Here is a 20,420-nt window from a genome sequence, read left to right on the forward strand (position 1 = left end):
TCGGCGGGGCGCGAGGTTTCGAGACTTCATGACGTGCCCAGGCGGCGTGGGATGACGGGCGGGCGGGGGCCGCCCGCGGGGACGAGGTCCTGGTGGTGGGGCGACAGGGAGCAGACCGGGTCGGTGGCGGCGGCGTCGCCGGTGAGTTGGAAGGCCTGGCAGCGGCAACCGCCGAAGTCCACGTCGCGGAGTTCACAGCTGCGGCACGGGTCGGGCATCCAGGCGGTGCCGCGGAAGCGGTTGAAGAGGTCCGAGTCGAACCAGATCTGCTCCAGCGTGCCCGTGGGCTTCGGGCCGGGGAGTTGCTCGGCGGCGAGGCAGGGCAGCACGGCGCCGGACGGGTTCACGGCGAACTGGCGGGCGCCCCAGCCGTTCATGCAGGGCTTGGGGCGGCCGGTGTGGTGGTCCGGGCGTACGTAGACGATCTCCATGTCGTAGCGGCCGTGCACGCGGGCGGCGGCCTCGTCGGCGCGGTGGATCTGGTCGGCGGTGGGCATGATGGCGGCGCGGTTCAGCAGGCCCCAGCCGTAGTACTGGGTGTGGGCCAGCTCCAGCCTGGAGGCGCCCAGGCCGGCGGCGAAGGCGGCGATCTCCTCGAGGGCGTCGACGTTGCCGGCGTGCAGGACCACGTTGACCGTGAGCGGCAGTCCGGCGGCGCGGATCAGGGCGGCTGCCTCGATTTTGCGGTCGTGGGCGCGCAGACCGGCGATGGCGTCGGCGGCGGTCGCGTCGGCGTGCTGCACCGAGAGCTGCACGTGGTCGATGCCGGACAGTTTGTCGAGGCGGCGCTCGGTCAGGCCGACGCCGCTGGTGATGAGGTTCGTGTACATGCCGAGGGAACGGGCGTGGCCGGCCAGCTCGGGCAGGTCCGGCCGCAGCAACGGCTCGCCGCCCGAGAAGTGGACCTGGAGGACGCCGAGGTGCCGCGCCTGCGTCAACAGGTCCAGCCACTGAGCGGTGTCCAGCTCGTCGCGCCCGGCCTGCACCGGGTTGGAGCAATAGCCGCAGCTGAGCGGGCACCGATAGGTCAGCTCCGCCACCATCCCGATCGGCAGCGGCGCCCGATTCAGCCGCTTTCCAGCGATATTTCGGATATGGAAGGCGACATGGGAGGGGTGGGGGCCCGGCGCGGCGAGGTCGGGGGCCGGCGCGGCGAGGTCGGGGGCCAGCCCGGCGAGGTCAGGGGCCAGCCCGGCGAGGTCAGGGGCCAGCCCGGCGAGGTCAGGGGCCAGCCCGGCGAGGTCAAGGCCCGGCCCGGCGAGGTCAGGGGCCGGCCCGGCGAGGTCAGGGGCCGGACCGGCGAGGTGGCGGGCCGGCGCAGCGTCACTGTCGGGACCGGCACGGTCGGCGAGCAGGCGGCGATCGATCAGGTCGGTCACCAACTCCTGCACGTCCGCCGCCTGGACGCCTTCGTAGAGCTCGCCCAGCAGGCCGACGATCGCCTCCACGTCGCGGTCGCCGTCGCAGAGGCGGACCACGTCCGGGGCCGGCCCGTCCAGCAGCAGGGTGCCCTCGGGATACAGCAGGGCGTCGGCGTCGCGCACCGGATCGTGCACCAGGCGAACACCCTCGGCCAGGCCGGGCCTCATCCCACGCCGCCCTGGTAGTCGATGGCGTCGAGCATCGCGTTGAGCACGTCGCATTTGAAGGCGAGCGCGCGCACCGCGGCGCGCTGTTCGTCGCGCGTACGGCAATGGGCCAGGACCAGGTCGAGGGTGTAGCGCGCGTCGTCGCGTACCACAGGAATGCGGTTGTGGAAGTAGGCGTAGCCGTCCGGCTTGATCCACTCGTAGTGGCGGCGCCAGGCCATGACGCGGGCGGCCATGAGCTCGGGCGAGAAGAGCTCGGTCAGCGCGGCGGCCGCCGCCTCGGTCCAGGGGCGGGTCAGGCAGAACGCGAGGTAGCCGTCGACCGCGAAGCGGGTGCCGCGCGCGACGTGGCGCTCGTCGAGGAGCTCGTCGCGGGACAGGCCCACGGCGTCGCCGAGCACGAGCCAGTCGTCGCGGGCGCCGCCGTCGTGAAAGGCCACGCGCTCGAGCCACACCCGGCGCACGTCGGGCAGCGGGCAGTTCGCGACGACCGCGGCGTTCTTGCGGGCCAGGATCTGCTGGTAGTACCAGCGGTTCGCAACCCACGAGCGGACCTCACCGGGGCTGCACTCCCCCGCGTGCAGGCGCAGATGGAACGGATGCCCGTCCCAGTAGCGCGGCGCGAGGGAGCGCAGCTCGTCGGCGAAGGCCGCGCGGCTCAGCGCTTGGTCAGCCACGGGCGGTCGACTCCGGCGTAGCCCGACACCTCCGCGCGTGACTCCAGGCACTCCGTACGCGGCTTGGTCCAGGTCTTTTTCTCTCGGACGACGGTGGCCTGCATGGCGATCTCCTATCCGCAGAAGGGAATCTTGCCCATTGTGGACAGAATTCCATCGACGACGTGCTTTTTGAAGAAGTTCTGCCCGGGAAAATCAGATCCGTCGATGTACGCCTGGGCGTCGTGCCCCAGCGCCGTCACCCACGACCGGCCGCCGTCGTAGTACTGGCACCACGAGATGGGGTGGAACTTCCCGTGCCCCGGGTGGGTGCTCGACTTGGTGGCCAGCGACGCCTCGTCGACGGCGAGCAGGAACTTCACCCGGGTCGGGAAGGGCATCCAGTTGTACCACTCGTCCTTGAACTCCCACCGCGGCGGAAGCGCCCGGGTTGACGAGTCCTTGGCGAGCGTGATGACCGTGCCGTTCTGGTTCGCACCGTGGTCGTAGTACTGCGTACCGCCGCACAGACCCTCGTAGTACGGCCAGTTGTACTCCGTACCGCCGATCGCGTTGTGGATGCCGACGAAGCCGCCGCCGGCGCGCATGTACTGCCGCAGCGCCGTGCGGGCCGCGTCCAGGTGCGCGGGCGTCGTCGTGTTGACCGCCGCGTTCGGCTGCACCGCGGTGCCGTGCTTGAAGAGCGTGTCGCGGCTCGTGCTGCCGAAGACCACTGCCTTGTACGCGCTGCCGATGCCCGGCATCAGCGTCACGTCCTCGGTCCAGTCGACCTGCACGCCGGCCTCGTTCATCCACGTGACGATCGCGTTCTGGAGCACGTGCGCCTCGGTGAGCGGCGGGTTGAGGCCCGCGGGCAGGGCCGGCCCGAGGTGGGCGTGCCGGGGCCCGGCCGTGCGCGTGTAGAGCAGCACCCGGTCCTGCCGGTTGGCGACCCACGGGTGGTACGACGCGGGCACCTGCCCCCGGACGACGTTGTAGTAGGGGTCGAAGTACCTCTCCTGCCCGCGCGGGATCTTCGTGGTGATCGGCTCCTTGACGGTCGGCTCCCGGCCGCCCGCGTGCGCCTCCGCCGATCCCGCCGCCGACGTCGCGCCGACCGCCGCCGCGGTGGCCGCCGCCGCGCCCCTGAGGACGTTGCGCCTGTTCGCCATACTGACCCGCCCTTCGCGCGAGGTCCGTCAGACGGACCGGCTGTGCCGATTCAACGGCACGGCTCAATATAAGGACGATGTTTCAAGCTGCGCAAGCATGGATTACTTTCCGTTCTCGTCGTACGCTGCGTTCCTCTAGACGGACCACATGGTCCGTCAGGTGGACCGAAGGAGCACGCCGATGGAGGTACGACGCCGCACCGTCCTCAAGGGAACGCTGGCCGCGGCCGCCGTGGTGAGCGTCCCCGCACGCGCGGAAGCCACGCCACAGTCCTGCACCGTCCCGGGCGGCTCCGACTTCCCCAAGGTGGGCGGCAACTACGGCAACCAGAACTACTCGGCCCTGCGCGACATCAACCGCGGCACGGTCCGCCGGCTCGGCGGCGCCTGGGTCAACCGCATCGAGGGCGGCCTGACCACCGGCACCAATCAGAGCACGGCCGTGGCCGTCGACGGGGTGCTCTACATCGAGTCGGCGCTCGGCAACGTGCACGCGGTCGACGGCCGCACGGGGCAGACCAGATGGACGTACGTGCAGACGCGGGGCACCCTGACGCGCCGGGGCGTCGCGGTGGGCGCCGGCAAGGTCTTCACGCACGGCAAGGGCAACTGGATCATCGCGCTCGACCAGGCGACCGGTGCCGTCGTGTGGGAGCGGCAGATCACCGGCTACGGCACGATGGAGAAGGTCGCGGTCACGTACCACGACGGGCTGTTGCATGTCGGCACGCACGACACCACGCGGGCCGCGGCGCTCGCGCTCGACGCCACCGACGGCTCGGTCGTCTGGCACTTCTGGGGCGCGCCGGGCCCGGGCGAGCTCGGCAACGACACCTGGGAGGGCGACTCCTGGCAGGTCGGCGGCGCCACCCCGTGGATGCACCCGGCGCTCGACCCCGAGCTCGGGCTCATCTATTGGACGTTCGGCAACGCGCGCGGCAACGGCTCGTCGCAGGACGGCTCGGGCCGCGGCGGGCAGAACCTGTTCTCCAGCTCGATCGTCGCGATGGAGCTGAAGACCGGGAAGTACCGGTGGCATTTCCAGTCGGTGCACCACAACATCTGGGACATGGACAACGTGATGGCGCCGGTCCTCGCCGACGTCCGCATCCACGGCAGGCTCCGGAAAATCGTCGTCTACGGCAGCAAGACCGGCATGTACTACATCCTCGACCGCACGGACGGGACCGCGCCGCTCGGCATCGACGAGATCCCCGTACCGCAGGAGCCTCGCCAGAAAACGTGGCCCACACAGCCTTTCCCGCGCCAGGGCGGGTGGATCGAGGATGAGCTCGTACGCCAGCCGCTGGGCACCTCGGTGCCGGGCGACCCCAACCGGGCCGTCCCCCACTATCGGCTCGGCAAGCTCTACACGCCGCACTGGGACGTGCCGGTGCTGTCGACGCCGGGCCACGGCGGCGGCGCGTGCTGGAACCACCAGTCGTACAGCCACGAGAGCGGCCTGGTCTACACCGGCTACGGCTACGTGGCGGCCGCCCACTCGCTCTCCGAGAGCAGCAACGGCCTGCGCCCGCCCGGCGAATACCAGACCGGCGGCGTGGTCGCCGTCGACCCGTCCACGAACCGGGTGCGGTGGAAGCGGCGCATGCCGTACTCCCTCGCCCACGGCAACGGCGCGCTCAGCACCGCCGGCGGGCTCGTCTTCATCGGCCAGCCCGACGGCAACCTCATCGGCCTCGACGCCCACTCCGGCCGCGAGCTGTGGCGCTTCCAGTGCGGCGCCGCCATCAGCTCCAGCCCCATCATGTACGAAGTGGACGGTGTCCAGTATCTGGCCGTCTACGCGGGCGGAACCGGCATCCCGTACGGCGACTCCGCTCCGCGCGGCGACTTCCTGTGGGCTTTCCAGCTTGGCGGTACGGGGAAACCGGCGCCCACGCCGCCGCCCCCGGTGGTCCGCCGCCCGGTGCAGGGCGGCCCGGTCGAGGGCAGCACGGTGAACAACACGGTCGTCCTGGCCCGAGTCTTCGACCCGTCCACCGGTACGGCCGGCGCCACCGAGTCGACCGCCGTGAACGCCATGGCACCTACCCACCTGCGCGTGCCGGCCGGCACCACGGTCACCTTCGTCAACCCCGCCGGCAACGTCCACGAGCACGGCGCCACACAGTTCTTCGAGGGCCTGTTCGACGTCCGCCTCAAGCCCGGCGAGTCGTTCCAGTACACGTTCGAGCGCCGCGGCGAATACTTCTACAACGACTGCCACAGCCCACGACCGACCGGCAAGATCGAGGTCTACTAGCCATGACCGACTCCCAGGCCGCGGACTGGTGGGGCACCGCCGTCTCCCGCATCGAGCCGAACGTCATCGAGCTGCGCGGCATCCCCGTCCAGTCACTGATCGGCGACATCGGCTTCGGCGAGATGATCTGGCTGATGCTGCGCGGCGAACGCCCCTCCCCCGACCAGGCACGCCTGTTCGAGGCCGCCCTGATCGCCGGCGTCGACCACGGCCCCCACGCCCCCTCGATCGCCGTGGCCCGCATGGCAGCGACCTGCGGAGTCGGCCTCAACAACGCCATGGCCAGCGCGGTGAACGTCCTGGGCGACTCACACGGCGGCGCCGGCGAGCAATGCGTCGAGCTCCTGACCGAGATGGTCACCCGCGAGGTCCCCGCCGGCACCGTCATCGCCGAATGGCGCGCCCGCGGCATCCGCTACCTGCCCGGCTTCGGCCACCGCTTCCACACCCGCGACCCCCGCCGCGACCCGCTGCTGGCCCTGGTCACCGAAGCGGTGGCCACGGGCACGGTCCCCGGCGCCCACCTGCGGGCCGCCCTCGCCGTCGAAGAGGCCCTCAACCCCGTCCCGATGAACATCGACGGCGCCACGGCCGTCATCTACGCCGAGTTGGGCTTCCCCGCTCCCCTGGCCCGCGGCCTGTTCGTCCTGAGCCGCAGCGTCGGAATCCTCGCCCACGCCTGGGAGGAGACGGGCCAGGGGCGCCGCAACAAGGGCCCGATCCCGCCGTCGATCCGCCCCACCTACCTCGGCCGCTGACGGACCCAGACCCGCAACTCGCCGACAGGCACGAAACCGCCGTCCAGCGCGGCCGCGAGCGCATCCCCGCGCTCGTAGCCGACGAGCGGCCGGTCCGGGAAGAACGCCCCGGCAACCGCCGCCAGCTCACCCCAATCGACACGATGCCCCGGTACGGCGTACACATTGGACACGTCCACCGCGCCACTGCCGAGCCGCACGACCGCGCCGGCCACGATCCGCCCCTCGGCGTACCGGGCCAGGATGCGAAAGTGCGCCCGCCGCAGCAAAGCCGGCAGCAGAACGTCACGGGTGTCGTGCAGGGCGGTCCATTCGGAGAGCTCCTGGGGACTGCTCACCGCAACCCACCCCGCGGGCAGAGCGCGTCGGCGGCCCGGCTCGGCGTCGCGGTGCAACCAGGTGGCCGAGAACAACAGCTCCATGCCCTCGCCGCCCAGATCCATGGTGGCGAAGCTGTCCTTGACCCCGCAGCGCTCCCGGCCGTCCAGGCGGGCGAGCACCTGACCCGTGGTCACCTCAGGCTCCACAGCCACGGCATCCGAATGCAGCGGCGGCGGAGGCTCCAGCGCACTCCAGAGCCCATCGGTGAGAACCGACCCGACCCCGTGCAAGGCGCAGAGGTCTTCGTACCAGCTCACACTCGCGTCGACCGCACTGCGAAGCCGCGAATCCATCTCGCCCCCTCTTCAGAACGCCGGGCTGTCGAGGGCCACGCCTCGGGGCCCCCTTGTCTCGGCCCCGAGCACACCACTGGCCCGATGCCGTAGTACAGCACCGGGCCGAGCTGGCAACCACTTCCGCGGTTGCACCGGCTGCTTTCGCAGTTACCGGGACTCTACTCCACTTCCCCATGCCTGTACATGGTTCCCCGTGGTTCCCCTTCGACCATCACGGTCTCCCCTGAGGTGAGATGGTCAGGTTGTGATCGACTTTGACGGGCCGACGCCGCTGTACGTCCAGATCGCGGACGTCATCGAAGCCCGCATCCGAGACGGCGAGTTGCTGCCCGACCGCCCGATCCCGTCCGAGAACCAGATGGTCCAGGAATTCGGCGTCGCCCGCGGAACGGCGCGCAAGGCGCTCGAGCTCCTGCGCGCACGTGGACTCGTCGTCACGGTGGTGGGCCGCGGAACCTTCGTCGCCCGTTCGGCGGACTGACACCCTGATCGAGGCGCCGGCGCACCCGCACGATGGCGGTGAGCGCCCACCCCGAGTTCGCGGCCCAGGCGGGATCGCACTCGCCGGGGCCCGCCAGGCGCGACCGTCACAGCGTCAGCCGCGCCGCACAGCCGCGCCCGCGCGGATCGCTCGGGGGATCTCGGCGACCTCGTCGACGCGGGTCAGCAGGCGGGCCACGTCGTCGGCCGAGGCGGGTGAGTCCACGTCGACGTGGTACGTGATGCCGGTGGACGCCCACGTCTGCGGGTCGTAGCCGCCCGCCGCGCGCACTCGCACGCCGTTGACGGGGATGGCCAGCTCGGCGGCCTCGCGGTAGATGTCGTTGAGGACGCAGCCGGCCGCGGCCAGGTGCAACAGGTGCGCCCCGGTGAAGTCGGCCTCGACCGTGACGCCCTCGGCGGTCCAGCGATGGGGGAAGCGAACGGCGTCGGGCGAGCCGGAACGGTGCGATCCGGCACCGACCGCGACGGAGAATTCGTCCATCGGTCCTCCACGTGACGCGGGTTCGGGTGGAACACTACCGGCATGGCTTACGACCCGGACCTGGCCGACCGCATCCGGGAGAGCCTGCGCGACGAAGCCGGTCTCACGGAGCGGCGCATGTTCGGCGGGCTGGCTTTCCTGATCGACGGCAACATGGCGGCGTGCGCGAGCAGCCAGGGCGGCCTGATGCTGCGCGTCGACCCGGCAGAGACCCCGGCACTGCTCGCACGACCGGAGGCCCGCCGCTTCGAGATGCGCGGGCGCGAGCTGAACGGCTGGCTGCACATCGACGCGAGCGCGCTGACCAGCGAGAACGCACTGGAGTCGTGGCTGGACCGCGGCATCCGCTACGCCCGGTCACTACCGGCCAAGTGAGGCCATCCGCCGGTTCACCGCGCACACTCGACGGCAAGGGCGATCGAGACGGCGGGCAAGGCCTGCGCCGCGGACATCGTCGCTGATCCTCGGCCTCAGTGCGCGGTCAGATCATCGAAGAAGGCCGACTTCCGGCGTTCGTACTCGTCTCGGTCATGGTGAAAAGCGAGCTTCATTTGGTTGTACGCCGCCAGCAGTGCCGGATCCGCCGCCAGCCGCTGCCACGTCCGGGTGAAGCGCAGGTCGTGCTCGGAGCCCTTCGGCGTGACGGCGATTCCCGTCGGGAGAGCCGCGTCGAGAGCGAACGTCGCAAGAGTCGGCTGCCAGATCGACGGGAGGACCACGCGATAGACGTTGCGCAAACGGTCCACCGTCTTCTCGAAAGCGCCGGGCGGAGTGCGCAGATGCAGGTCCACGTCGCCTTTGGTGAGGGCGCCGGGCACCGAGCAGCCGCCCACCAGCAGCAGTTCGTGGTCGTCGCCGAGCGGGGCCAGGCGGGCCCTTTCGGCGTACAGGATCGTGTGGGCCTCGGCGAGGAAATCGTCGGAGGGGCGCAGGCGGGGCACGGCAGAAATGTACGCGGGAAAGCGTGGCGCGCTTCCCCGCGTACAGATGACTGCCTTAGATCTTGCCTGTGCCGGCGCCCGCGGTGACGGTGGCCTTGACCGTGTTGTTGGCCTCCGGGGTGTAGGAGTAGGGGATCGCGGCGACGCTGGCGCCGTTGCGGACCTGCTCGGTGCCGGAGTTGACGCGGTAGTTGTTGAGGACCTTCAGGTTGCCGGCGGCGGAATCGCCCGTCTGGGTGATCGTGGGGCTGCCGACGTTCTCGAAATAGTTGCGCTCGACGAAGACGCCGGCGTTCTCGGTGGACGCGACGCCGTACGAGCCGATGTTGCTGTAGTAGTTGTTCAGCACGTGCACGGGGTTGCCGAAACGCACGCGCGGGTGGCGCTGATTGGTGCCGTTGAACCAGTTGTGCACGTACGTCACGCGCAAGTGACCGATGTCCTGCGAGCCGTTGTCGTCGCTGTGGCCGAGCAGCATCGACTTGTCGTGGTCGTGCAGTTTGTTCCACGAGACCGTGATGAAGTCGGAGCCGCGCTTGATGTCGATCAGGCCGTCGTAGCCGTTCGCCAGGTCGTTGTGGTCGATCCAGACGTTGGTGGTGTTCGTCTGCACGTTGATCGAGTCGTCGCCGGCGTTGCGGAACACCATGTTCCGGATGATCACGTTGCGCACGCCGGACAGGTTGAGGCCGCCGCCGGTGATGCCGGAGCCGGAGCCGACGCCGATGACCGTCTTGTTCGACGCGACGTTGTACATGCCGGAGATCGAGATCAGGCCGCTGACGCGCACGGTCTGCGAGGTGCTCGAGCTCAGCGCCGACTTGAGGGCGGAGGCGCTGGTCACGGTCACGACGGTGCTCGCCGAGCCGCCGGTGGTGCCGCCGTTGAGGCTGGCGAACCCGACCGGGCTGCTCTCGGCCGCGGAGGCCTCGAGCTGGCCCACGACGGTGAGCCCGCCGACCGCGAGGACGCTGGCGGACAGCGCCGACAGGACGGTGCGGCGGCGCAGTTGGGGAGCGGACATGGGGGATCCTTCCGAAGCTTGCTTTCCCTTGGGGGGCCTTAGGTAAGCGCTTACCTCGGCCGACCATAGGTACACGCATTTACGACTGTCAATGCCACATCCGCCGCCGGAAAACGAAGGTGTCTTTACCGGTTCAGTCCCGCCAGGAGATGACCTTTCGATCCGGCCGCCGGGACCGGTGACGGATCATCGATCGCACGGGCGTCGTTCCAAGACCCATCATCTTGTACGGGAAAAGCTGCAAACAACCGCAGTGGCAGGTCGCGTATTTGCATCTCTCACGGGCGGCCCCCGACAGCGCGAGCGGCCGCGGGACGGGGGTGGCCCCGGCACGCCACACTGTGATCCATGCTGATCCCCCCGGCGCCGTCCACTCCGTACCATCGGCTCGCCCGCACCCCGGCGTTCCGGTGGTGGCGCTCGCTGCTCGGCACGCTGGCGATCGTCGCCGCCGGCATCATCGCGACCATCGGCGGCTTCATCGCGGTCACCGCCATGGCCCTGATCACCGGACAGCCCGAGGACGCCGACGGAGTCCCCGCGTTCGGCCCGCTCGTCACGCTGGCCATGTCGTTCCTGCTCATCGCGGCCCTGCTGCCCTTGACCCTGGCCGCCGCCGCGTGGATCCAGCGCCGCCCGCCCGGCACCCTGTCATCGGTCACCGGCCGCCTGCGCTGGCGCTGGCTGCTCACCTGCCTGCCGGTAGCCGGCGTGGCGGTAGCCGTCTTCCTCACCGCCGGCATGACCTTCGCCGTGCTCACCGGCGAGGACGTCGGCCTCGACGACGCGCTGGCCGGCTGGGGCCCGTTCGCCGCCTCGATGGTGGTGCTCCTGCTGGTGGTGCCCCCGCAGGCCGCCGCCGAGGAATACCTCACCCGCGGCTGGCTGGTGCAGGCGATCGGCACACGCGGCCCGTGGATCCCGATCGCCGTGCAGGCGCTCGTCTTCGCCGCCCTGCACGGCTGGGGCACGCCCTGGGGCTTCGCCGACCTGATCGTCTTCGGCACGGTCGCCGGCTGGCTCACCGTCCGCACGGGCGGCCTGGAGGCGGCGATCGCCCTGCACGTCATGAACAACCTGATCGGGGCCGGCCTGTCCGCCGCCTACGGAGATCTGACCATGGAGGAGACAGCCGCGGACATGCCCTGGCAACTGGCCGTGGTGGACCTGCCGGTGCTGCTCGGCTACGCGGCGGTGATCGTCTGGCTGGCCCGGCGCGCGGGGATCGCGGAGACGGTGCCGGTGGGCGCATTCCCGCCACCGCCACCGCCACCGGGCGCCTGGATGCCGGGGCCGGGCGGCTACGGCCCTTTCCCGGCGCAGGTTCCGAGCGGATACGGCGTCATCCCGGCACAGCCCGGCGAGCCGTCACCGTGGGCGCAACAGGCGGGCGGCAGCGGCTTGCCATCAACGGAGAGGGACGCCCGCGAACAGCAGAATCGCGCTTCGGGATAGGTGGGCATGGGGCCTGCTGCTATCTCGGTGACTATCTGTGGACTAAACCTCAGCGTGGTCGCTCGGTTGAAAAGACCGACCGGCCGCCGGCTGTCGCGTCTCAAGGAGCCGTCGTCTCGTTCTGCGTGGGCGTCGCATCCGTCGTGTTCGAATCGGACGGGGGCGTCGAAGGCCGAGGCCAGGGCGGTGGGGCGCATCGGGCCTGGTCGCCCCTGTTCGGTATCTTCGCGCGGGGCCGTGCGTGCTCCGTTCACGCGGAAGGATTGGCTGACGATGATGTCACGCGACGAAGCACGCGCTCGTGCCGAGAACTTTCTCGACGAAGAAGTTCGTTCCCGGATTCCTTTCGACGTCGTCATCATCGAGACGGCGATCGGAGACGGCGGTGACGCCTGGATCTTCCCGTACGATGGGCGAGGCTGGGTGGAACGTGGAGACGCCAGGGAACTCCTGGCGGGAAACGCACCGGTGTCGGTCAGCAAGAGGGACGGAGCGGTCAGATACAACATCTGACTCGCGCCCCGTCCCCGCCGCGCCGTCTTTGCCGTGGGTTACTCGACCAGCTCGGCCTCTGGCTCGGCACGTTCGCGCAGGTGGCGGTTGTTGCGGGGCTCCTGCCGGGTCTTCGCGTCGTCCAGTTTGCGGCGCAAGTCGTCTCGGACGTCGTGCAGGGCGGCGTTCAGGTCCTCCTCCGTCGAGGTGGTGACGATCTTCTGGCGGCCGGCTATCCAGCATTCCAGGGTGACCTTCTGGCCGGGGGCGCCGCGGTCCTTGACCATGATCTCCAGCTCGGTGGAGTCGGCGTGGAAGGCGGCCAGCCGGTGGTCGAGCGTGACGAACTGCTCGGCGATCCAGTTGCGGTCGCCCTGCGAGAAACCGGCGCCGACGCGCAGGCATTCGCCCACGGTGGCGGGATTGTTCACCGCACTCATCACAACTCCCTCGTTGAGACTTCGCCTGTCGTGATCTTCCTTCCCCGGGGGCGCGGGCGCTGAAACGCCCGAATCGTCAGCGGATTTCCAGTTCCAGCAGGGAGTAGCCGTACGAGCTCACGCGGTGAGTGCCGACCATGCGCACGTAGCGGGCGACCGTGCCGGCGGCGTCCACGGTGACCGTGCCGCCCTGGCCGCGCGTGGTCGACCAGCGGGTCTTCCAGGTGCGGCCGTCGAGGGAGGTGTCCACGCGGTAGCGCGTGCCGTAGGCGTGCTCCCAGACCAGGGTGATCTCGGTGAGCCGGCGCGGCTCGTGCAGGTCGACGCGGATCCACTGCGGGTCGGAGAAGCCGCTCGACCAGCGGGTGCTGGGGTCGCCGTCGACGGCGTTGCGGGCGTCCCACGGGTGGCCCTCGACCGAGGAGGCGGTGGCCGTGCCGGTCAGCGCGAGGTTGGCACGCGACGGGTTGGGTTTGCCGGTGACGCGCGGTGGGGGTGGCGAGGTCCGGGCCGTCGAAGGACTTGGCGGTACGGGGGAAGGCGCGGCCGAGGAGGGGGCGGCCGAGCCGGGCGCGCTGGTGAGCGCCGCGGCCGGCGCGTCGACCGACGGCACGTAGATGGGGGTCGTGGCCTCAGCGGAGCCCGACGTCCGGTAGGCCCATGCCGCGGCGGACCCGGCCACGAGAAGCAGCGCCACGGCGACAGCCCACGGCCACCGGCGACGCGGCCGGACGGCGGCGGCCACCGGCGGGGAGGCGGGAGCCACCGGCGGGGAGGCGGGAGCCACCGGCGGGGAGGCGGGAGCCACCGGCGGGGAGGCGGGAGCGACCGGTGCCGGCGCCGACGGAGGTGCCATACCGCGCGGCGGCATGCGCGTCAACCGTAGACTGTCCGCCCGCGAAGGCCGAGCCGTCTCGTCCCGTTCGTCCATCGATGCCCCCGATCTTCCGCGCCCCGCGGTATCTTGGCGCATCCGCGATCGCGGGCCGCGGCGCCCTCCCGTACCTTGCTTGCGTGATCACGCATGCCCGGTGGACCAGCCAGCGCTGGTTCGCCTCCGTCCTCATCGCCATGGTCGTGCTCATCGCCGTGGCCACTGTGGTGGGTGCGGAGATGCTCTCGCGCACGACGGAGGTCTCCAACCGCCTCAACGACCGGATCGCGCCGGCGCGCACCGCGGTCGCCGAGCTGACCGCCGCGGTCGTGGGTCAGGAGACGGGGGTGCGCGGCTACGTGCTCAGCGGCGAGCAGCAGTTCCTCGACCCGTACGCGCAGGGCCGCGGCGACGAGACCCGCCTGGTCGCGCAGTTGCGCGGGCTGCTCGAGGGCCACTCCGACGCGCTGGCCGACCTCGACGCGGTCGAGCGGCGCATGGCGTCGTGGCGGGAGACGGCCGCGGAGCCGCTGGTGCGGGCGCGGCGCTCCGACTCGTACAACGTGGCGCTTGTCACCCAGAGCAAGGAGGCCTTCGACGACGTGCGGGAGCCGCTCGCGGGGCTCGACAGCAAGCTGGCGGCGCTGCGCGCGGAGGGGCGCGCCGACCTGAACGACAGCCGCCGGCTGCGCAACACGGCCTTCGCCGGCCTGGTCGTCGCGTTGCTGGTGCTGATCGCGTCGATCGCCGTGCTGCTGCGGGTGGTGGTGCTGCGGCCGCTGAACGAGCTGAGCGCCGAGGTGCGGCGGGTCGCGGGCGGCGACTTCGACCACCGGGTGGCGCCGCGCGGGCCGGCGGATCTGGCCGTGCTCGCCGCCGACGTCGAGGCGATGCGCGGCAAGCTGGCCGACAGCCTCGCGGCCAGCCGGCAGCAGGCCGCCGAGCTGCACCGGTCGAACGCCGACCTGGAGCAGTTCGCCTATGTCGCCTCGCACGACCTGCAGGAGCCGCTGCGCAAGGTGGCCTCGTTCTGCCAGATGCTTCAGCGGCGGTACGCGGGCCAGCTCGACGACCGCGCGCAGCAGTACATCGGCTTCGCCGTCGACGGTGCCACCCGCATGCAGCAGCTCATCAACGACCTGCTGGCCTTCTCGCGGATCGGGCGGATGTACGACGACCGGGAGCCGGTGGACCTGGACGAGGTCGTGGGGCGGGTCGAGGACACCCTCGCGCTGGCGATCGAGGAGACGGGCGCGGAAATCGTACGGCCGAAGCTGCCCACCGTGCCCGGCGACGCGACGCTGATGACGCAGCTGTGGCAGAACCTGCTCGGCAACGCGATCAAGTTCCGCCGCCCGGACGTGCCGCCGCGGGTCACCGTGACGGTCACCGAGGACGCCGAGAAGTACACGTTCGCGGTGGCGGACAACGGGATCGGGATCGACGCGGAGTTCGCCGACAAGATCTTCGTGATCTTCCAGCGGCTGCATCCGCGCGACGTCTATTCGGGCACCGGCATCGGCCTGGCGATCTGCAAGAAGATCGTCGAGCACCACGGCGGGCAGATCCGGCTGGACACCTCGTACACCGATGGTGCGCGAATCGAGTTCAGCCTCACGAAGTGAGTCCGGTCACGGGTGGTGGCGGGGTGGTTGGACGGGTTCACGCTGACAAAGTGACGGCGGCTTCGCGTACGGCGTTCCGGCCGCCCTCCTTGGCCTGGTAGAGCGCGTCGTCGGCGCGGGAGAGCAGCTGCTCCACCGTCTCGGTGCCGTCCCATGTCGCGTAGCCGATGGAGCACGTCTCGGCGCCCGGCGTCGCGGCGCGCACCCGGTCGAGCACCTGGGCCGCGTCCGGCGCCGGGCAGTCGGGCAGCGCCATCGCGAACTCCTCGCCGCCCCACCGGGCGATCAGGTCGCTGTCGCGCAGCGCCTGGGTGAACGCGGACGCGGTCTGCCGCAGCAGCTCGTCGCCGGCCGGATGCCCGTACGTGTCGTTGTAGCGCTTGAAGTGGTCGAGGTCGGCGATCGCCACCGTGAGCGACCCGCCGGTGCGCCGTGCCTGGGCGAGCAGCCGGGGCAGCTGCGCCTGCCACGCGCGCCGGTTGGCCAGCCCGGTCAGGGTGTCGGTGTACGCCATCCGTTCGAGGTGCCGCAGCAGTTGCTCGTGCTCCAGCGCGAGGGCCGTCTCGTCGGCCAGCAGGGCGACCGCCCGGGCGCGCCGGCCGCCGACGTCGTCGAGGCGGCGGGCCCACGAGACGCAGAGCACGGCGATGACCGTGCCGTCGGCGATGACCGGCTGCCACAGCAGCGAGCGGGCGCGGGTCAGCTCGAGCAGGGCCGGGGAGACGACCGGGTCGGCCGCGGGGTCGGCCCGGAAGACCGGCTGCCCGGTGCGGTAGACCTCGGCGGTCATCGAGGTCAGCGCGAGCGGGATGCGCGTGCCGACCAGGTGCTGCTGGGACGCCGCGGTGACGACCAGCTCCTCGGTGGCGGTGACCGGCTCCATGAGCATGACGCCGTCGGAGCTCGCGAGGTCGCGTACGGCATTGATGATGTTGGTGCGGGCGTCCTCGCCCGTGCGGATGCGGCGGGCGACCCCGGCGACGGCGGCGAGCAGGCGCTCGGAGTCGCGGGTGGCGCGCTCGGCCTGGTAGCGGGCGGTGACGTCCTGCATCTGCACCAGCGTCCGGTTGCCGTCGCCGCTGGTGGGCGTGCGGCAGAGCGTGAGCCACACCCAGCGCGTGTCGTCGCCGGGCCGGCAGAAGCGGACCTCCATGCGGGCGACGCCGTCGCTCGCCTCGGCGATCCGGCGGGCGATCTCGTCGAGGTCGAAGCGGTCGTCCGGGTGCGCGTAGCGGAACACGTCCTGGCCGATCACCTCGTCCTGCTCGCGGCCGAGGATCCGGCACAGCGCCGGGTTGACGGTGACGAACCGCCCGTCGGTGCCGGCGAGCCCGATGCCGGCCGGGGAGCCCTCGAAGACGCCCTGGAAGCGCTCGGCGGCCTCGGCCAGCTCGTCGCGCATCGCGCGCAGCAGCCGCTGGCGGCGGATGAGGCTGACGCGCAGCAGGGTGCCCATGGTCAGGGCGAGGCCGAACTGCACCGCGTAGTAGGTCAGCTCGCCGGTGTGCAGGTCGTCGCGGAGCAGCACCGCGGCGATCCAGCCGGCGGTGGCGGTCGCCGCGGCCGCGATCGCGAAGGCGGTGGAGCTGACCGCGACGCCGAGCCCCACCATGATCAGCATCAGCATGCTGGTCTGGTGCAGCTCGCCGGTGACGAACAGCGGTGCGAGCCCGTTGAGCACGGGGATGAAGCCGAACACGCTGAGCACGGCGGGTTGCCGGCCGGGCCGGCGGCGGCGCACGAGGACCGCGCCGGCGGCCAGCACGACGGCGCTGATCGCCGCGACGCCCGCGAGGATCGCCCGCTGCGTACCGTCGAAGATCGCCAGGTCGATGCCGGCGAGCAGGGTGAAGAAGGCAGCCAGCGACCCCAGCACCCATTTCGTGCTCCCGGCGTCGAGGGACCGCGTCACATCTCTAAGGTCGGCCGCGGACCTGCGGATCTGACTCAATACCGGAACCGGGACACCAGCGCGCTCAGATCGGTCGACATGGTGGCCAGCTCGGCGGTGGCCTCGCGCGAGCGCGCGATGCCGTCGGTCGTGCGCCGGGCCGCGTCGGCGACGCCGGTGATGTTCTCGGCGATCTGGCCGGTGCCGGTGGCCGCCTCGGTGACGCTGCGGTTCATCTCGGCCGTGGTGGCGGTCTGCTCCTCCACCGCGGAGGCGATCGTGGTCTGGAAGTCGCTGATCCGGGCGATGACCCGGCTGATCTCCTCGATCGCGGTGACCGCGCCGCCGGTGTCCGCCTGGATGGTCTCGACCCGCGCCGAGATGTTCTCGGTGGCCCGGCCGGTCTCCTGGGCCAGGTCCTTGACCTCGGAGGCGACCACGGCGAAGCCCTTGCCCGCCTCGCCGGCGCGGGCCGCCTCGATCGTGGCGTTGAGGGCCAGCAGGTTGGTCTGCTCGGCGATCGAGGTGATCACCTTGATCACGTCGCCGATCTCGGCGGACGACTCGCCGAGCTTGGTCATCGTCTGCGAGGTGCTGGCGGCCAGGCCGACCGCCTCGTTCGCGACCTGGGCGGCCTCGGCCGCGTTCTGCGAGATCTCCCGGATCGCGGCGCCCATCTCGTCGCTGCCCGCGCTGACCGCGTCGACGCTGCGGGAGATCTGCTCGGCGGCCGCCGACACCGTCTGCGCCTGGGCGGAGGACTCCTCGGCCGACACGGCGATCTCGCCGGCGGTCCGCGACATCCGGTCGGAGGCGCTGCCCAGCGCCGCCGCCGACGAGTCGATGGTCATGACGGTCTCGCGCAGGCGGCTCATCGCGACGTCGAGCGAGCGGCCCATCTGCCCGGGCTCGTCGTTGGTGGTCAGCCCGGCCGTACGGGTGAGGTCACCCTCGGCCAGGCCGTCGCAGACGTGCTTGACCCGGGCCATCGACCGCACGATCTGCCGGGCCACCAGCCAGCCGAGCAGGAGCGCGACGGCCGAGCCCACGATCAGCAGGGTGGTGGTGATCGTGCGGCTCATGCCGTACTCGTCGCGGGCTCCCTGGGCGTTCTTCTGCGCGTCCTCGTTCTCCGCGGCGCGCATGGTGTCAAGGTCGCCGGAGACCTCCTCCATGAGCGGGGCGACGTCGGTGTCGCGGGTCTGCTGCCACGCATCGAGGTCGTTGGCGTCGCCGGCCGGCAACAGCTTGTCCTCGACCAGCGCGCGGTAGGCGTCGAAGTCGTCGGACAGCTCCGCCAGATCGGCGTCGGGCACGACCGGCTCGCTGGTCCGGTAGTCGGCGAGCGCGCCGGTCAGCGCCTCGAAGTGGGTCTCGAACGCCTCGCGGTACTGCTTCTTCTGCGCCGCGGTGTCGGAGAGCATCTGGTTGGTGACATCCAGCCGCGACTGGGCGAGGCCGCTGCGGATCTCGCCGACGTAGTTCACGCCGGAGACGTTGCTGCTGTAGATCTGCTCGGCCGAGGCGCTGGTGTTGCTGAGCCCCACGAGGCTGCCGACGCCGACGACGACCGCGAGCGCGATGGCCACGCAGACGGCACCGAGGATCTTCGTCTTGACGCTCAGGTCCGCGAGCACAGCGCTAGCCATATGACCTTCTTAGGGGAAGTGAGGACAATTCATGCCGGAAACGGCCAGACTGGGCCGGTGAGCACCGCCACCAGGCGCTGCGCAACATCGCCGCCCGGCCGGCCGCCGAGGAGCCGTCCCGCGACACCGCGCCGCGTCCCTGACCGAGGTGACGGTTACGCTTCTGCCGTGGAGACGCCCGAGCCAGCACCGCCCCGGCGCCGGGACGCCACCCGGACCCGGCAGCTGCTGCTCGACGTGGCCAAGCGCCGCTTCGCCCGCGACGGATACTCGGCCACCACGGTCCGCGACATCGCCGACGAGGCGGGCGTCAACGTCGCGCTGATCAGCCGCTACTTCACGTCGAAGGAAGGCCTCTTCGAGGCGTGCCTGTCCAGCGCCGTCAGCGAGCTGCGCCGCGACTCCGGCGAGATCGACATCGACGACGTGGCGGCCGACATCGCCCGCCGCATCACCAGCTCCCGCGACGAGCAGAGCATGACCGAGTCGATGCTCCTGCTGCTGCGCACCTCCGGCGACGAGCGCGCCGAGCAGATGCGCCGCGGCGTCATCCAGGCCATCAGCGAACGCCTCGCCGTGGCCTGCGGCACCCCCTCCCCCGACCGGCTGCTGCGCGCCCAGCTCGTCCTGGCCGCCTCGCTCGGCGTGGTGGTGCTGCGCTCGTCGCTGCGCGTGGAGCCGCTCACCTCGGCCAGCGAGGACGAGCTGGCCGCGCCGTTCACCGACCTGATCAACGCGCTTCTGCGCTGACCCGCGCCAGCCAGTCCGCCACCAGCGGATGCGCGACCTCCGGCCGCTCCAGGGCCGCGTTGTGCCCCGCCGCGTCCAGCACGGCGAACGTCGCCCGCGGATAGTGCTCCAGCACCCGCCAGACGTCCCGGTAGCCGGTGACGTCGTCCTGCCGCCCGGTGAGCAGCAGGGTCGGCCCCTCGTACGCGGGACCCTTCTCCGGCTCGGGATGCACGTCGTAGTCGGCCTCGATCCGCGCCATCGCCCGCTGGTCGGTCGCGAGAATGCCCGGCAGCACGTACTCCCGGAACCTCTCCCCATCCTCCGCCGACTCGACCACCGCCATCTCCTGGTAGAGCACACGCTCCTGCCGCGACAACGCCGAGACCACCCCGGGATCACTGCGCAGGACGGTACGCGCGGGCAGCTCCCGCGCCTCCCGATCCGCCACGACCGCCGGGCACAGCAGGCACAACCCGAGCACCCGCTCCGGCATCCGAGCGGTGATCGCCCGCGCGAGCATCCCGCCCCAGGAGTTGCCGACCAGGGCGAACGGCCGCTCCCCCAGCTCCGCGTCGACGAACTGGCAGACCGCGGCCACGACGTCGTCGCTGCCCCGCACGTCGTCGCTGCCCGGCGTGCGGCCGAAGCCGGGCAGGTCGAGGTAGAGCCGTTGCCAGCCGGGGTGAGCGGCGAAAACCTCCTCCAGGGGCAGCAGGATGCGATGGTCGACCCCGAAACCGTGCAGAAGCAGCACGGGGGTCCCGTCCCCACGACGTTCCACGAACATCGGAAGATCCTATGGTTCCGGCCGGGGTCTTCGTCTGCCGGCAGCGCGGAAGCCTCGTTCCGGGGCGTTGTCTCCTTGGCCGACGCCACGGTCGTCGACTTCTTCCGCAGCGCCCCAGCCCACCGAGCCCGCCCTTCCCAAGGGGGAGCCCCCGCAGGCCATTCTCCAGGAAAGACGCCCAGCCGCGCGCGAGCCCTGTGGATACGCAGGATTGTGGACGAGCACCGCCGACAGTGAGTTTGTGCTAGGGCCGGGCACGCCGGTGCCGATGACGGGTTTGCCGGGACCGCGGTTGTACGAGGTGGTGGAGCGGGCCTGCCGGTCCGGAACCTGCGGCTGGCGATGCCGGCTCCGAGTCGGTGACCCGGAGCCGCGATGGGAGTCGCCCAACTTCGGGCGGAAGCCGCAAC

Annotated in this window: 20 protein-coding genes; 8 read left to right on the forward strand and 12 right to left on the reverse strand. The window is 71.1% G+C overall.

Annotation, left to right across the window (positions count from 1 at the left end; all coding sequences use genetic code 11):
- Positions 1 to 26: 26 nt before the first annotated feature.
- The 3 genes from pqqE to Ade02nite_RS27910 form a co-directional block, all read right to left on the reverse strand.
- A complete protein-coding gene (pqqE, locus tag Ade02nite_RS27900; RefSeq protein WP_203770247.1) occupies positions 27 to 1,589 on the reverse strand; it encodes a pyrroloquinoline quinone biosynthesis protein PqqE in 1,563 nt (520 codons plus the stop codon).
- Complete coding sequence (locus Ade02nite_RS27905; protein WP_203770249.1) at positions 1,586 to 2,266, reverse strand: thiaminase II/PqqC family protein; 681 nt, start codon at positions 2,264 to 2,266, stop codon at positions 1,586 to 1,588. The genes pqqE and Ade02nite_RS27905 overlap by 4 nt, the downstream gene beginning before the upstream one ends.
- A gap of 113 nt (positions 2,267 to 2,379) precedes the next feature.
- Positions 2,380 to 3,417 (reverse strand): ThuA domain-containing protein, encoded by a 1,038-nt coding sequence (locus tag Ade02nite_RS27910; protein ID WP_203770251.1) that lies wholly within the window; start codon positions 3,415 to 3,417, stop codon positions 2,380 to 2,382.
- A 181-nt stretch (positions 3,418 to 3,598) separates the two neighbouring features.
- On the opposite strand from Ade02nite_RS27910, the gene Ade02nite_RS27915 reads away from it, so the two are divergent.
- Both Ade02nite_RS27915 and Ade02nite_RS27920 read left to right on the forward strand, forming a co-directional pair.
- Complete coding sequence (locus Ade02nite_RS27915) at positions 3,599 to 5,680, forward strand: outer membrane protein assembly factor BamB family protein (RefSeq protein WP_203770258.1); 2,082 nt, start codon at positions 3,599 to 3,601, stop codon at positions 5,678 to 5,680.
- A 2-nt stretch (positions 5,681 to 5,682) separates the two neighbouring features.
- Positions 5,683 to 6,438: a citryl-CoA lyase gene (locus Ade02nite_RS27920; protein WP_203770260.1), complete on the forward strand. Its 756-nt coding sequence runs from the start codon at positions 5,683 to 5,685 to the stop codon at positions 6,436 to 6,438.
- On the opposite strand, the gene Ade02nite_RS27925 is transcribed toward Ade02nite_RS27920, so the two are convergent.
- Complete coding sequence (locus Ade02nite_RS27925) at positions 6,423 to 6,953, reverse strand: hypothetical protein (RefSeq protein WP_203770262.1); 531 nt, start codon at positions 6,951 to 6,953, stop codon at positions 6,423 to 6,425. The genes Ade02nite_RS27920 and Ade02nite_RS27925 overlap by 16 nt on opposite strands.
- A gap of 406 nt (positions 6,954 to 7,359) precedes the next feature.
- Between Ade02nite_RS27925 and Ade02nite_RS27930 the strand changes: the two genes are divergently transcribed.
- Entirely contained in the window at positions 7,360 to 7,596 is a 237-nt protein-coding gene (locus tag Ade02nite_RS27930) for a GntR family transcriptional regulator (RefSeq protein ID WP_203770264.1), read from the forward strand.
- 114 nt (positions 7,597 to 7,710) lie between these two features.
- Here Ade02nite_RS27930 and Ade02nite_RS27935 read toward each other — a convergent pair whose 3' ends face one another.
- On the reverse strand, positions 7,711 to 8,100 hold the full coding sequence (locus Ade02nite_RS27935) for an OsmC family protein (RefSeq protein ID WP_203770266.1): 390 nt from the start codon (positions 8,098 to 8,100) through the stop codon (positions 7,711 to 7,713).
- Between the two features lie 42 nt (positions 8,101 to 8,142).
- Between Ade02nite_RS27935 and Ade02nite_RS27940 the strand changes: the two genes are divergently transcribed.
- Positions 8,143 to 8,475, forward strand: coding sequence for a TfoX/Sxy family protein (locus tag Ade02nite_RS27940; RefSeq protein WP_203770268.1), 333 nt, complete (start codon positions 8,143 to 8,145; stop codon positions 8,473 to 8,475).
- A gap of 95 nt (positions 8,476 to 8,570) precedes the next feature.
- On the opposite strand, the gene Ade02nite_RS27945 is transcribed toward Ade02nite_RS27940, so the two are convergent.
- Together Ade02nite_RS27945 and Ade02nite_RS27950 are read right to left on the reverse strand one after the other, a co-directional pair.
- On the reverse strand, positions 8,571 to 9,041 hold the full coding sequence (locus tag Ade02nite_RS27945) for a GrpB family protein (protein WP_203770276.1): 471 nt from the start codon (positions 9,039 to 9,041) through the stop codon (positions 8,571 to 8,573).
- Positions 9,042 to 9,096: 55 nt separating this feature from the next.
- On the reverse strand, positions 9,097 to 10,065 hold the full coding sequence (locus Ade02nite_RS27950) for a pectate lyase family protein (protein WP_203770278.1): 969 nt from the start codon (positions 10,063 to 10,065) through the stop codon (positions 9,097 to 9,099).
- A gap of 348 nt (positions 10,066 to 10,413) precedes the next feature.
- Here Ade02nite_RS27950 and Ade02nite_RS27955 point away from each other — a divergent pair, with 348 nt between their 5' ends.
- Together Ade02nite_RS27955 and Ade02nite_RS27960 are read left to right on the forward strand one after the other, a co-directional pair.
- The gene (locus tag Ade02nite_RS27955) at positions 10,414 to 11,520 is read left to right on the forward strand and encodes a CPBP family intramembrane glutamic endopeptidase (RefSeq protein ID WP_203770280.1); all 1,107 of its coding nucleotides are present in this window, start codon (positions 10,414 to 10,416) and stop codon (positions 11,518 to 11,520) included.
- A gap of 273 nt (positions 11,521 to 11,793) precedes the next feature.
- Entirely contained in the window at positions 11,794 to 12,033 is a 240-nt protein-coding gene (locus Ade02nite_RS27960) for a YrhB domain-containing protein (protein WP_203770282.1), read from the forward strand.
- Positions 12,034 to 12,071: 38 nt separating this feature from the next.
- On the opposite strand, the gene Ade02nite_RS27965 is transcribed toward Ade02nite_RS27960, so the two are convergent.
- Together Ade02nite_RS27965 and Ade02nite_RS27970 are read right to left on the reverse strand one after the other, a co-directional pair.
- Positions 12,072 to 12,452 carry an HPF/RaiA family ribosome-associated protein gene (locus tag Ade02nite_RS27965; protein WP_203770284.1) on the reverse strand — a complete coding sequence of 127 codons (381 nt, stop codon included), beginning with the start codon at positions 12,450 to 12,452 and terminating at the stop codon, positions 12,072 to 12,074.
- Positions 12,453 to 12,528: 76 nt separating this feature from the next.
- Positions 12,529 to 13,149, reverse strand: coding sequence for a discoidin domain-containing protein (locus Ade02nite_RS27970; protein WP_203770286.1), 621 nt, complete (start codon positions 13,147 to 13,149; stop codon positions 12,529 to 12,531).
- Positions 13,150 to 13,466: 317 nt separating this feature from the next.
- Here Ade02nite_RS27970 and Ade02nite_RS27975 point away from each other — a divergent pair, with 317 nt between their 5' ends.
- Entirely contained in the window at positions 13,467 to 14,951 is a 1,485-nt protein-coding gene (locus Ade02nite_RS27975) for a sensor histidine kinase (protein WP_203770288.1), read from the forward strand.
- A gap of 37 nt (positions 14,952 to 14,988) precedes the next feature.
- Here Ade02nite_RS27975 and Ade02nite_RS27980 read toward each other — a convergent pair whose 3' ends face one another.
- Together Ade02nite_RS27980 and Ade02nite_RS27985 are read right to left on the reverse strand one after the other, a co-directional pair.
- On the reverse strand, positions 14,989 to 16,863 hold the full coding sequence (locus tag Ade02nite_RS27980; RefSeq protein WP_203770296.1) for a sensor domain-containing diguanylate cyclase: 1,875 nt from the start codon (positions 16,861 to 16,863) through the stop codon (positions 14,989 to 14,991).
- Positions 16,864 to 16,898: 35 nt separating this feature from the next.
- The gene (locus Ade02nite_RS27985) at positions 16,899 to 18,491 is read right to left on the reverse strand and encodes a methyl-accepting chemotaxis protein (RefSeq protein ID WP_203770298.1); all 1,593 of its coding nucleotides are present in this window, start codon (positions 18,489 to 18,491) and stop codon (positions 16,899 to 16,901) included.
- 168 nt (positions 18,492 to 18,659) lie between these two features.
- Here Ade02nite_RS27985 and Ade02nite_RS27990 point away from each other — a divergent pair, with 168 nt between their 5' ends.
- On the forward strand, positions 18,660 to 19,241 hold the full coding sequence (locus Ade02nite_RS27990; protein WP_239169106.1) for a TetR/AcrR family transcriptional regulator: 582 nt from the start codon (positions 18,660 to 18,662) through the stop codon (positions 19,239 to 19,241).
- Here Ade02nite_RS27990 and Ade02nite_RS27995 read toward each other — a convergent pair.
- A complete protein-coding gene (locus tag Ade02nite_RS27995) occupies positions 19,222 to 20,010 on the reverse strand; it encodes an alpha/beta fold hydrolase (protein ID WP_203770302.1) in 789 nt (262 codons plus the stop codon). The two genes, Ade02nite_RS27990 and Ade02nite_RS27995, sit on opposite strands and share 20 nt — an antisense overlap.
- Between the last annotated feature and the right edge of the window lie 410 nt (positions 20,011 to 20,420).

Source organism: Paractinoplanes deccanensis (assembly GCF_016862115.1).
GTDB lineage: Bacteria > Actinomycetota > Actinomycetes > Mycobacteriales > Micromonosporaceae > Actinoplanes > Actinoplanes deccanensis.

Excerpts from the sequence above, each read along its gene's own strand:
- Ade02nite_RS27950 (WP_203770278.1), bottom strand. The coding sequence starts at position 10,065 with ATGTCCGCTCCCCAACTGCGCCGCCGCACCGTCCTGTCGGCGCTGTCC.
- Ade02nite_RS27955 (WP_203770280.1), top strand. The coding sequence starts at position 10,414 with ATGCTGATCCCCCCGGCGCCGTCCACTCCGTACCATCGGCTCGCCCGC.
- Ade02nite_RS27965 (WP_203770284.1), bottom strand. The coding sequence starts at position 12,452 with ATGAGTGCGGTGAACAATCCCGCCACCGTGGGCGAATGCCTGCGCGTC.
- Ade02nite_RS27920 (WP_203770260.1), top strand. The coding sequence starts at position 5,683 with ATGACCGACTCCCAGGCCGCGGACTGGTGGGGCACCGCCGTCTCCCGC.
- pqqE (WP_203770247.1), bottom strand. The coding sequence starts at position 1,589 with ATGAGGCCCGGCCTGGCCGAGGGTGTTCGCCTGGTGCACGATCCGGTG.
- Ade02nite_RS27985 (WP_203770298.1), bottom strand. The coding sequence starts at position 18,491 with ATGGCTAGCGCTGTGCTCGCGGACCTGAGCGTCAAGACGAAGATCCTC.
- Ade02nite_RS27915 (WP_203770258.1), top strand. The coding sequence starts at position 3,599 with ATGGAGGTACGACGCCGCACCGTCCTCAAGGGAACGCTGGCCGCGGCC.
- Ade02nite_RS27995 (WP_203770302.1), bottom strand. The coding sequence starts at position 20,010 with ATGTTCGTGGAACGTCGTGGGGACGGGACCCCCGTGCTGCTTCTGCAC.
- Ade02nite_RS27940 (WP_203770268.1), top strand. The coding sequence starts at position 8,143 with ATGGCTTACGACCCGGACCTGGCCGACCGCATCCGGGAGAGCCTGCGC.
- Ade02nite_RS27910 (WP_203770251.1), bottom strand. The coding sequence starts at position 3,417 with ATGGCGAACAGGCGCAACGTCCTCAGGGGCGCGGCGGCGGCCACCGCG.
- Ade02nite_RS27935 (WP_203770266.1), bottom strand. The coding sequence starts at position 8,100 with ATGGACGAATTCTCCGTCGCGGTCGGTGCCGGATCGCACCGTTCCGGC.
- Ade02nite_RS27960 (WP_203770282.1), top strand. The coding sequence starts at position 11,794 with ATGATGTCACGCGACGAAGCACGCGCTCGTGCCGAGAACTTTCTCGAC.